The following is a 10,699-nucleotide window of genomic DNA, read 5'->3' on the forward strand; positions in this document are numbered from 1 at the left end:
GGCGGTCACGGTCGGCGCTCGATGATCGTGCGGGCGACGTCGAGGTAGGCGTCGGCGGCGGCCAGGGCGGCCTGCGGGTCGCCGGCGACGATCGCGTCGGCGAGCTCGTCGTGACCGGGGAAGTCGGCGCGGTCGCCGTGGAGCCGGTCGATCTCGGCGACGGACCGTTCGACGGCCTCGGTCAGCCCGTCGTAGAGGTCGGCGAGGACGGGGTTGCCGGTCGCGGCGATCACGGCGCGGTGGAACGCGAGGTCGGCGGCGACGAACGCATCGGGATCGCCGAGCTCGCACGCGGCGCGACGGTCGCGGGCGGCCTGGGCGACCCGTTCGGCGTCGGCGGGGGTGCGGTTGCGGGCGGCGGCCTCGGCGGCGGCCCGTTCGAGGCTGGCGCGGACGTCGAGGACGTGGAGGAGGTCGGTCTGGCGGGCGCGCCGGTAGACGGCGGCGCCGAGCGCGCTGGTGGCGCGGACGTAGGTGCCGTCGCCGCGGCGGGGTTCGAGGAGACCGGCGTGCTCGAGGGCGCGGACGGCCTCGCGCACGGTGTTGCGGCCGACGCCGAGGGCGGCGGTGAGCTCCGGCTCGGTGGGGATGCGGGTGTTCAGCGGCCACGTCCCGTCGAGGATGCGTTGCTCGAGCTGGGCGATCACCGCGTCGCAGGCCCGGTCGGTCCGGACCGTGGTCAGCCCCGCGTCCACCGTCATGCCGATGAACCTAACATCCCATGTTTGGCGATCCGGGCCGTTCGTGACCCAGCTCCCGCCTCTCGACCGGGTTAGTCCTCGGTCCCGTCGAAGTACAGCCACACCCCGTCCTCGCGGACGAACCGGCTGTGCTCGTGCAGCACCCCCACCCGGCCGGCGCGGGTGTAGTGGGCGCTGAACTCGACGATCCCGTGGGAGTTGAACAGGACGCCCCCGCTGCGCGAGTGGATCTCCAGCCGCGTCCACACCTGGTCGGGATCGAGCGTCAACCGTCGCGGCCGGGTCCGCGGATGCCACGTGCGGCGCAGGTAGCCGGCGTCGCCCACCGCGAAGGCGGAGTAGCGCGAGCGCATCAGCAGCTCCGCGGTCGACGGCGACGCGGCACCGGAGTGGAAGCGCCCGCAACAGTCGGCGTAGGGCTCCGGGAGGCCGCACGGACACGGCGTCGACGATCCACTCACCCGATCATCGTGGCAGGCCCTCGCGGGGCGGGGACAGTGTCAGGTGCCGGGCAGCGACGGGGTGTCGTCGCCGACCCAGATGGGCTCCCAGTCCGGGACCTCGTGGGAACGGCGCAGCTCGGGCAGGCCGGAGAGCCACCCCAGCCAGGCGCCGTAGGGCGGCCGGCCCTCGTCGAACCCGCTCTGGACCAGCGTCAGCCGGGTGTGACCCGCCGACCCCGCCAGCTCCCAGCGGACGACCATGCCGCCCAGGTCGATCCCCAGCGCACGGCCGGGCTCGAACTCGGTGATCGTGCCCGGGTTCGGGTTGGTCTCCAGACCACCCATCGCCCAGCGGCCGCCGACCCGCGGCTCGATCCCCATCGGCGCCCCGAACCACCGCAGGAAGACGTCGGGGTCGACGAGCGAGGTGAAGACCGCGCCGGGGTCCGCGGCGATATCGAGACCGACCTCCATCCGCGTCGACGTCAGATCGGGCCGGGCGACGAGCGGGCGCCCCGCGATGTGGTCGTCGAGGTTCGCGATCGCCAGCGCCCACCACGTCGGCAGCAGCGCGAGCGCCCCCGTGCCCGCCATCGCCGCCGGCCAGCCGGGGAAGTGCGTCTGCGAGAGCGTGACCAGCGTCGACCGGTCGTCGTCCTGTGGTTCGAGGGCGAACTCGGCGGTCGTGTCGGTGTCCTCGAGCCGCCATGTGAAACGCAGGTTGTCGGTGGCGACGTGCAGCGGGGTCTGGTGCGGGGCGTCGCCCTCGGGGACGTCGCGGCCCCAGAAGGCCCACGTGCCGGGCAGGGCGACGTCGGCGTGCTCGGCGAGCCACGCGGTGAGCTCGGCGGGCTCGGTGAGCGCGCGGTGGACGCGGGCGGGCGGCGCCGCGATGCGGGCGCGGGTGACGGCGACGTCGTCAGCGGGCGGGATCGTCGGTCCGGGCATGGTCGTCTCCCTCTTCTGCGGGGTCGGCGTGCGGGTAGCAGGCCACGGCCAGCCGGAAGGTGTCCCCCTCGCGGCCGCCGTAGCGGGTGAACAGGTCCTGCAACGTGGACTCGAGATCGGCGAGGAACGCCTGCCGACGTCCGGGCGGGACGCGGATCTCACCGCTCACCCCGACCGACGGCAGCTCCGCCGCGCTCCGGTCGAGCGCGGCGACGTCGCGCTGCACCTGCTCGGCCAGGTCGACCAGATGACCCAGCCCGAGCTCGGACGCGGCGTCGGGACCCAGCCGGCCCACGACCCGCGGGGACACCCAGTACGCCCGCGCGGACGCCCGGTAGATCCCCTCGGTGATGCCGCGGACGCGGCGTTCGGCCACCTGCTCGACGAGCTCGGCGTCGACCAGGCGTTTCACGTGGTAGTAGACCCGCTGCGGCGTCTGCGACAGCACGGCCGCGACCTCGGTGCACGACCGCGGCACGGGCAGCTGCCGCAGCACCTCGATCCGCTGCGGCTTGAGCAGCGCCTCGGCCTGCTCCACGCGTTCCACGTACAGGACGTCTCTCATAGCGAAAGCGATCCTGTACGTAAAAACTTCTTTTGTCAATGACGGACGAGCTGCTCCGCACCGGTTCGCAGGCGGGTCAGCTCCGCGACGAGCTCGTCGGAGCCCTCCACCAGCTCGGCCTCGGCACCGAGCCGGACCAGGCTCAGCGCGAGCCACTCCAGGTTGTCGGCGCCCGCCGCGAGCAGGCACGTGCCGTCGGTGTCCGGGGTCAGCTCACCCATCCAACGGGGGATGCGTTCCCGCAGCTCGTCGACCGACCCGCGCACCCGCAGCAGCGCCGTGAACGGCTGCGGCCGCGACCGCAGCGCCGCGTTGACGAAGCTCGCCGCGTCCTCGGCGGGCAGCTCCCGCGGCGGCACCCGCACCCCGTTGGCGAACGGGCGGGTCACGCGGTCGGCGCGGAACGTCCGCCAGTCGCCCCGGTCGATGTCCCACGCCACGAAGTACCAGCGCCGGTACCGCGACACCAGCCGGTGCGGCTCCACCAGCCGCGACGTCTCCGACCCGTCGTTCGCGGTGTAGTGGAACCGCAGCTGCTCCGAGCCGCGGCAGGCCTGCGCGATCGTCAGCAGGGTGTCGGGGTCGACGGTCTCGGCGTACCCGGAGACCGTCTCCGTGGCCACGGTGAGCGCCTCCACCCTGCGCCGCAACCGGTTCGGCAGCACCTGCTGCAGCTTGGCCAGCGCCCGCACCGACGTCTCCTCGATGCCCGCCACCGCCCCGTTCGCCGCGGTCCGCAACCCGACCGCGATGGCGACGGCCTCCTCGTCGTCGAGCAGCAGCGGCGGGATCTGGGTGCCCGCCGCGAGCTGGTAGCCGCCGTAGGTGCCCCGGCTCGTCTCGACGGGATAGCCCAGTTCCCGCAGGCGTTCCACGTCGCGACGCAGCGTCCGCGGGCTGACCTCGAGGCGGCCGGAGAGCTCGTCGCCCGACCAGTGCCGGTAGGTCTGCAGCAGGGAGAGCAGACGCAGGATGCGGGCCGTCGGGTCCATGGACGCGAGCCTGCCAGAGCTTGTGGCCGGATCCTGGCCTGAAGTCTCCGGGCGCAACCTGACTGTCGTCGGCGCGCGCCGGACGAGCAGTGCGGTTGCGGCCGATCTGTCGCGCGCAACCTGACTGCTGGCTCCGGGCGGGCGGACAGCAATGAGGTTGCGCGCGCGTCAGTGGGGCGTCGGGGCCGGCAGCTCGGCGGGGTCCGCGGCCGCGCCCAGGTCGACGGCCAGCCCGACGACCGCCTGGTCGATCCGCCGCAGGTAGCGCACCGCGGCCAGCAGATCGGTGCGGCGGCGATGGTCGGGGCAGCGGGCGGCGTGTGCCTCCGCGGCGTCGACCAGGTCCTCGGCCGACGCGATCTCCGCGGGCGGCTCCACGGTGTCGACGCGCGGGATGCTCCCGGTCTCGCTGCTCACGGCGGGCGGCGCACCCGCCGCGCCGCCGTGCGGGATACCCGCCAGGAGATGGTCGCGAAGGCCGTCGAGGTTGGCGCGGACCCGGTCGGCCGCCGGGCGCAGCGTCGGTTCCCAGTCCGGGTCGACGACGCAGTCCGAGGTCCGCGCGAGGTCGCGCGCGTAGTGGTCGACGGCCGTCAGCACCCGCAGCGCCCGCTCGTAGCTGGAGCGTCCCCGCCTGCGCGGCAACGGGTTCCCCAGCGGCTTCACCCGCGCCCGCAGGGTCGCGAGCGACTCGTCGAGGTCACGGGCCAGCTCCACCGGGGTCGTCGACGGCTCGTGCCCGGTGAGCCGGTCGACGGCGGCGGCGAGCGCGGCGTCGGAGGCGTCGACGGCCGCGTCCAGGGCCTCCCCGAACGCGTCCCGGGTCCGTTTGGGCAGCACCAGGTAGCCCGCGAGCATGCCCATCGCGGCCCCGACCACCGTCTCCTCGACCCGCACCAGCAGCGTCCCGGCCGAGAACTGGCCGATCAGCCCGTACAGCAGGGCGAGGACCGTCGTGATCCAGAACGCCATCAGTGCCTGCGAGATCCGCACCAGGTAGAGGGCGAGGAACACGCACGCGAACAGCAGCACGATCGCGACGGGCCGCTGGTCGCCGACGAGCGCCGCGAGGCCCATCCCGGCGACCACGCCGCCGACCGTGCCGACGACGCGCTGCGCCCCCCGGTTCAGGACGTCGCCGCGGCTCGCCGTCCCGGCGAACACGATGAACGCCGCGATGACCGCCCAGTACCAGCGCGACGGCGAGATCAGCTCGCCGCCGACGAGCGCCAGGCTGGTGGCGACGAGCACCTGCACGGCCTGACGCGTCGTCAGCTCGAGCCCGCCGTCGTCGGTGTCGTCCTTGCCGTCGTCGGTGTCGTCGGCGGGCGGGTCGTCGGTGGGCTGCGCGTCCGCGGCCTCGCGGGAGTCCCTGGCCCGGCCGAGCGCCTCGGCGAGACGGGTGATCGCGAACGCGACGCGCTGCGCCCGCTCCGAGGCGCCGCCGGTGTCGGCGGCCAGGTTGTCGACGCTGCGCCGGGCCCCGTCGAGCAACGCGGGGACCCGGTCGGCCGGGGTCGGGGTGGCCGTCGCCCGGCTCAACCCCCGCACACCCGCGGTCAGGGTGCGCAGCACGAGCCGGTCGGGCGGCGGGTCCTCCTGCAGCAGCCGCCGCGTCGCGATCGCCAGCCGCTCCGTCGCCAGCTCGGTGTCGACGACGCGCAACGGCAGATCGCCGGGGGAGGGGGAGTCGCGGCCGAGGTGTTCGAGCTGGTCGACGACCTGCAGCGCGGTGTCGTTGAGCCGCACCCGGGCCCGGCGCACCGCGGCCAGGGCCGACTCCGACGGCCCCCGCCCCTCGGCCAGCACGTCACCGACCGCCTCCACGACAGCGTGCACCCGGGCCCGGAACGCCCGCACCAGCCGTTCCAGCACCCGCTCGGGCTTCTCGGCCAGCAACCACCCGCGCAGCAGCAACGTCGACCCGATCCCGACTACCGCGGCCAGCAGCAACCACGGCAGCTCCGCGGCCTTCGCCTGCAGGAACTGCGTGAAGAAGTACGGCATGAAGGCCGCCATACCGAGCGCGAACCCGCGCGGCCCGAACCGGCGCACCCACACCGCACCCGCCATGACCAGCACGAACACGATGTCGGCGAGCACCCGCATCGGGGCCAGCAGCGTCCCCGCGGTGATCGCCGCCGCGGCGGGCAGCAGCATCAGCGCCGTCGTCAGCCGACGTGCCGGCAGCTCGGGCTCGTTCACCGACAGGTTGGCGATCATCGCGACGACCGCCGCGAACAGCAGCACCGTGACCGGCTGGCCGGTGAGGGCGCGGACCGCCGCCATGACCAGCGCGGCGAGCACCATCGCCGCCGTCGCGGTCGCGGCCAGCCGCAGCCTGCCGAGGCCCGGGTCGACACCGGTCAGCGTGGTCCGCACCTCCGTGCGGAACTCCCGCACCCACGCCCCCGACGGCACGGCCGCGAGTCTCGCACGCGTCACGCCTGCCCGCCGCCACGGCTCGCGCGGTCGGCACCGCGCGAGTCTCGCACGGAGCGGGCCCGCCCGTCGTCGAGACACCGTGCGCCGTCGTGATCGGACGGGCATAGGCTGCGGCGCCATGGCACGGTACTTCGACGTCCACCCCGTCGACCCGCAGCGACGTGCGATCGGCCAGATCGTCGACCTCGTCCGGGACGACGGGCTGATCGTCTACCCCACCGACTCGCTGTTCGCGCTCGGCTGCAGGCTCGGCAACGCCGAGGGGATCGCCCGCATCCGCGAGATCCGCCACCTCGACGACAAGCACCACTTCACGCTGGTGTGCCGCGACTTCGCCCAGCTCGGACACTTCGTCACCGTGTCCAACAGCCTGTTCCGGACGCTGAAGGCCGCCACCCCGGGCCGCTACACGTTCATCCTGCCCGCCACCCGCGAGGTGCCGCGGCGGCTGCTGCACGCCAAGAAGAAGACGGTCGGCGTGCGCATCCCCGAGCACACCGTCGTCCGCGCGCTGCTCGACGAGCTGGGCGAGCCGCTGCTCAGCTCGTCGCTGCTGCTGCCCGACGAACCCGAGCCGCTGACCCAGGGCTGGGAGATCAAGGAGCGCCTCGACCACCAGGTCGACGCCGTCGTCGACTCGGGGGACTGCGGCACCGAGCCGACGACCGTCATCGACTTCTCCGGGCCCGAACCGGAGATCGTCCGCCGCGGGGCCGGCGACACCTCACTGTTCGAACAGTGACCCTGCGCCGTCGCGGAAGTCACCCATCAGCTGCATCAGCGGCGCGCAGAACTGGCGCTGGGTCATCAGGACGGCGACGCCGCCCGTGGCCGGGTCGGTGAACCAGCTCGTACCGAACCCGCCGTCCCAGCCGTAGCGGCCCGCCGGATCGACGGCGACGCCGAGCCCCCAGCCGCGGTCCCCGAGCAGCATCGACCCGTGCTGCGGGCCCGTCAGCCGGTCGGCGGCCATGCGCGCGACGGTCGTCGGCGCCAGCAGGTCGCCCCCGGCGAGGGCCGTCGCGAACCTGGCGTAGTCGCCCGCCGTCGACAGCAGCCCGCAGCTGCCCGCCGGGAACGCCGGCGGCCGGGCCCACTGGCCGCCGTCGTCGACGCGCGCCGGCCCGCCGGCCGGGTCGTCGCCGTAGCAGGCCGCGAGCCGTCCGGCATCGGGTCCGGCGACGTGGAACGCGGTGTCCCGCATCCCGAGCGGACGGAAGACCTGGTGCGCCAGGACGTCGGGCAGCGGCGCCCGCCGCCCGCGCGACCAGCACCCCGAGCACGTCGGCCGGGGTGTCGTAGAGCCAGCGCTCGCCCGGCTGCGTGAGTAGCGGCAACGTGCCGAGGCGGCGCAGCCACTCGTCGGGGGAGTGCGGCGAGCCGGGCACCGGCGGGCCGACCGCCAGCCCCAGTTCGGTGGCCGCCGCGAAGTACGGGCTCGTGGGGAAGCCGACGTCGAGATCGAAGCCGAACCCGGCCCGGTAGCTGAGCAGGTCCTCGACGGTGATCGGCCGCGCGGCGGGAACCGTGTCGTCGAGCGCGGCGGCCGGGTCGGTGAGGACGCGCCGGTCGGCGAGCTCGGGGAGCAGGTCGTCGACGGCCTCGTCGAGGTGCAGCGTGCCCTCCTCGACGAGCATCAGCGCGGCCACCGCCACCACCGGCTTGGTCATCGACGTGATCCGGAACAGCGTGTCCGCGCCCATCGGGCGGCTGCCCGGCTCGCCCCCGAACGCGGTGCGCCCGATCGCGTCCACCTCGACGCGCCCGTCCCGGCCGATCGCGGTGACCAGACCGGGCGCGACGCCGCCCGCCACGTACCCGGCCATGCGGGTGTGCAGGGCGTCCAGTGCAGTGGCCGACGTGCTCATTGGTCCTCCTCGTGCGGTCGACACCCCATACGACGTCGCCGGGCGCCACGACTCATCGGTCCGCCGCGGCGGATCACCGATCCGGCCGGGACCGTCGTCGCCACCGGGTGGACCGTCGAGCAGGTCGTTCTCGTCGCCGACCGGTCGTCGCGGCGCGGACCGCCGCTCGCGGATCTCGTCGGCGTGCCGTTGGCAAGCACTCCGTCGGCGTGTCGCCGCGCGGATCCGTGATTTCGCGCTGTTGCCCCGTCACGCGTTGCGCGGCGGGGTAGCCTTCACCCTTCACGACGCCGGATCGCAGCTCCCCCGTCGGCACCAGCGTCCCGGTTCCCACGTGGGCCGGGGCGGGGCGGCGATCGCAAGCCGTTCGGAGGGATCGCGAGGTGCGAGACTCAGGGCAGGGTGAGCCGCGGGGCGGCTCGACCGATCTCTGGGGGGACGTGGCGGCCCGGTCCGGCCAGGGCCGCGGGACCGCCGCGTGGCCGAGCCGGCCGGCCGACCACGACGACCCCGCAGGCACACACGAGCACTCCGGTGGGTGGGAGCCCCAGGGCCCCACCGGGTCGGAGCCGTTCCCGCAGGTCAGGACGTACGGGGACGCCGGGTCCTTCGCCGACCCGTTCGCCGGGAACCCGTCGCGGCCCACCCCCCCGGCCGGGTACCCGTACCCGCCGGAGGGCCCGTCCTCGGGCGGCTGGGGTGGCTCCGACAGCTGGAGCGCCGAGTCGACCGGCGGATGGGCCGCGGCCGACTCCGCGTCCGCGCCGATGCCCGTCGTGCCCCCGGGCGCCGCGGTCGACGGGGTGCTGCTCGGCGTCATCCGCCGGCTCCGCGCGCAGGCCGCGCGCCAGGCCGCCCTCGCAGAACGCCTGCGGGCCAACGAGAACCGCCCCGGCCCCCTGGCCGACCTCGCGGAGCTCGCCGCCGTCGCCCGGCGCACCCGCCGCGACAGCGACACCGTCCTCACCCTCGCCGGAGCCGAACCCGTCCGCCGCGCCGGCGGGCCCGTGCCGCTCGCCGCGCTCGTCGAGGAGGTGCTGTCCGGGGTGGAGGACGCGCCGCGCGTCGTCGTCTCCCCGCCCGCCGCCGCCCTCGTCGCCCCCGCGCCCGCCGACGGGCTCGGCGCCGTCCTGGCCGAGCTGCTCGCCCACACCGGCGCCACCACCGCGCCCGGCGCCCGGATCGACCTCGTCAGCCACTGGACCCACGACGGCGGCCTCGCCGTCGAGGTGCTCGTCGCCGGCGCCGCGCTGCGCGGCGACGAGGCCGACGACCTGCAGTACCGCCTCGACGACCCCGCCCCCGAAGGCATGATCGCGGCCGACCGGGTCGGGCTCTTCGTCGCCGCCCGGCTCGCCCGCCGCGCCGGGATCCGCGTCGACGTCCGGGCCGATCCTGAACACCCGCCCGCGCCCGGGCTCGCGCTCGTGGCCGGTGTGCTGTGTCCGCCCGCCGTGCTGGTCGCGCCCGCCGAGCAGCCCCACGCCGGCGGTGCCGACGCACTCGGTGCCGACGCCTTCGGGGCCGACGCCTTCGGGACCGGCGCCTTCGGGGCCGTCGCGCCGGGGCCCGCATCCGGGTCCTTCGCGCCCGTCGCACCGTCCGACCCCGGCGCCGACGAGCCCGCCGGCGAGATCGTCTTCGGCAAGGCGCCCAGCGGTGCGTTCCCCGAGTCCCCGACCACCATGGTCGATGTGGGACAACGGTTCCCCGACTCCGAGACGCGGTCGATCACCGCCTACGGGGGCATCGGCGCGCGCAACGGCACCGCCGCCGCGCCCGGCGAGCCGGAGGCGCCCCCGATCCGGATCGAGGAGACGCCCCTGTTCGCCGCGGCCAGCGCAGCGGTCACGAGCCCGACCGAGGGAGACGCCGCCCTGTTCGGGCCCCTCGACCCGCGATCACTCGCCGCCGACGCCTGGAGCCCCATCTACGAGGAGATGGCCTCGGCCTGGTTCCGCACCGACGCCGACCCCGGCGCGCACCGCTCGACCGACGCCGACTGGGGCGACGACGGGGGCTGGGGCGCCGCCGCGCGGCTCGCCACCGAACCCGAGGACCTGCCCACGACCGCCAGCGGTCTCCCGCAGCGCCGCCCCGGCCGGCAGATGGTCCCGCCACCGCGCAACGAGACCGTCGAGGGCGGCGTCGGCGTGGGGGCCCGGGTCGAGCGGGTGCCCGACCGTGTCCGCAGCCGGCTGAGCAGCTACCAGCGCGGCCTGCAGGAGGGCCGGCACCGCGCGGGCGGCGAAGAGGATCCCGAGGACTGACCCCCGACCGGCCTCCGCGGGTGGTCGCCGGCCCCGCCGCGTTCCCGATCGGCCCACGACTCCACCGAGTTCGGCACGAGACTGCTTCGATCATGGCCGGGGCAGCCTCATGTCGAACGCGGCGGGTGGGGGGTGGCCTGCGGCGGGCTCGCCGCGCGGGTTGCGGGGTCGGTGGGTTGCGTGCAGGGCGAGTGGTGACCCGGCAGGGTGCGCGTCGAGTGTGAAAGGTGCGCGCGGGGGTGGATGGCGCGGGCTCTGAGGTTGCCGCGCGGCGTGCGGGTCGCAGCGGGCTTTCCGGGGCGGGTGCGCGGCCTGCAGGGCGAGTGGTGACCCGGCAGGGTGCGCCTCGAGTGTGAAACGTGCGCGCGGGGGGTGGCGGGGCTCGTCGAGCGTGACATCAGGGCGGGTGTGGCGCCCACATCACACGCCCGGCGGGCGCCGGGCCGCGCCGCGCCTCGCCCGCCTCG

General features: G+C 75.3%; 9 protein-coding genes and 1 pseudogene. 2 read left to right on the plus strand and 8 right to left on the minus strand.

Going from position 1 to position 10,699, the window contains the following annotated elements; all coding sequences use genetic code 11:
* Nucleotides 1-5: 5 nt before the first annotated feature.
* The 6 genes from PSU4_RS14300 to PSU4_RS14325 form a co-directional block, all read right to left on the minus strand.
* A complete protein-coding gene (locus PSU4_RS14300) occupies nucleotides 6-701 on the minus strand; it encodes a FadR/GntR family transcriptional regulator (protein ID WP_147107878.1) in 696 nt (231 codons plus the stop codon).
* A 71-nt stretch (nucleotides 702-772) separates the two neighbouring features.
* A complete protein-coding gene (locus PSU4_RS14305) occupies nucleotides 773-1,162 on the minus strand; it encodes a YchJ family protein (protein WP_147107881.1) in 390 nt (129 codons plus the stop codon).
* A gap of 39 nt (nucleotides 1,163-1,201) precedes the next feature.
* Nucleotides 1,202-2,092, minus strand: coding sequence for an SRPBCC family protein (locus PSU4_RS14310; RefSeq protein WP_147107883.1), 891 nt, complete (start codon nucleotides 2,090-2,092; stop codon nucleotides 1,202-1,204).
* Nucleotides 2,064-2,657 (minus strand): winged helix-turn-helix domain-containing protein, encoded by a 594-nt coding sequence (locus PSU4_RS14315; protein WP_147107886.1) that lies wholly within the window; start codon nucleotides 2,655-2,657, stop codon nucleotides 2,064-2,066. The genes PSU4_RS14310 and PSU4_RS14315 overlap by 29 nt, the downstream gene beginning before the upstream one ends.
* Nucleotides 2,658-2,692: 35 nt before the next feature.
* Nucleotides 2,693-3,649, minus strand: a complete 957-nt coding sequence (locus PSU4_RS14320) for a helix-turn-helix transcriptional regulator (protein WP_147107889.1) — start codon at nucleotides 3,647-3,649, stop codon at nucleotides 2,693-2,695.
* Between the two features lie 168 nt (nucleotides 3,650-3,817).
* The gene (locus PSU4_RS14325) at nucleotides 3,818-6,094 is read right to left on the minus strand and encodes an FUSC family protein (protein WP_147107892.1); all 2,277 of its coding nucleotides are present in this window, start codon (nucleotides 6,092-6,094) and stop codon (nucleotides 3,818-3,820) included.
* Between the two features lie 118 nt (nucleotides 6,095-6,212).
* Between PSU4_RS14325 and PSU4_RS14330 the strand changes: the two genes are divergently transcribed.
* Nucleotides 6,213-6,836, plus strand: a complete 624-nt coding sequence (locus tag PSU4_RS14330; protein WP_147107895.1) for an L-threonylcarbamoyladenylate synthase — start codon at nucleotides 6,213-6,215, stop codon at nucleotides 6,834-6,836.
* Here PSU4_RS14330 and PSU4_RS32765 read toward each other — a convergent pair.
* Both PSU4_RS32765 and PSU4_RS33025 read right to left on the minus strand, forming a co-directional pair.
* Complete coding sequence (locus PSU4_RS32765; protein ID WP_281290680.1) at nucleotides 6,819-7,340, minus strand: serine hydrolase domain-containing protein; 522 nt, start codon at nucleotides 7,338-7,340, stop codon at nucleotides 6,819-6,821. The two genes, PSU4_RS14330 and PSU4_RS32765, sit on opposite strands and share 18 nt — an antisense overlap.
* A 16-nt stretch (nucleotides 7,341-7,356) precedes the next feature.
* Nucleotides 7,357-7,962: pseudogene (locus PSU4_RS33025) on the minus strand (serine hydrolase domain-containing protein); the annotation flags it as partial.
* Nucleotides 7,963-8,345: 383 nt separating this feature from the next.
* Between PSU4_RS33025 and PSU4_RS14345 the strand changes: the two are divergent.
* Nucleotides 8,346-10,232 carry a hypothetical protein gene (locus PSU4_RS14345; protein WP_147107904.1) on the plus strand — a complete coding sequence of 629 codons (1,887 nt, stop codon included), beginning with the start codon at nucleotides 8,346-8,348 and terminating at the stop codon, nucleotides 10,230-10,232.
* Nucleotides 10,233-10,699 lie beyond the last annotated feature (467 nt).

It is taken from the genome of Pseudonocardia sulfidoxydans NBRC 16205 (genome assembly GCF_007989085.1).
Lineage (GTDB): Bacteria > Actinomycetota > Actinomycetes > Mycobacteriales > Pseudonocardiaceae > Pseudonocardia > Pseudonocardia sulfidoxydans.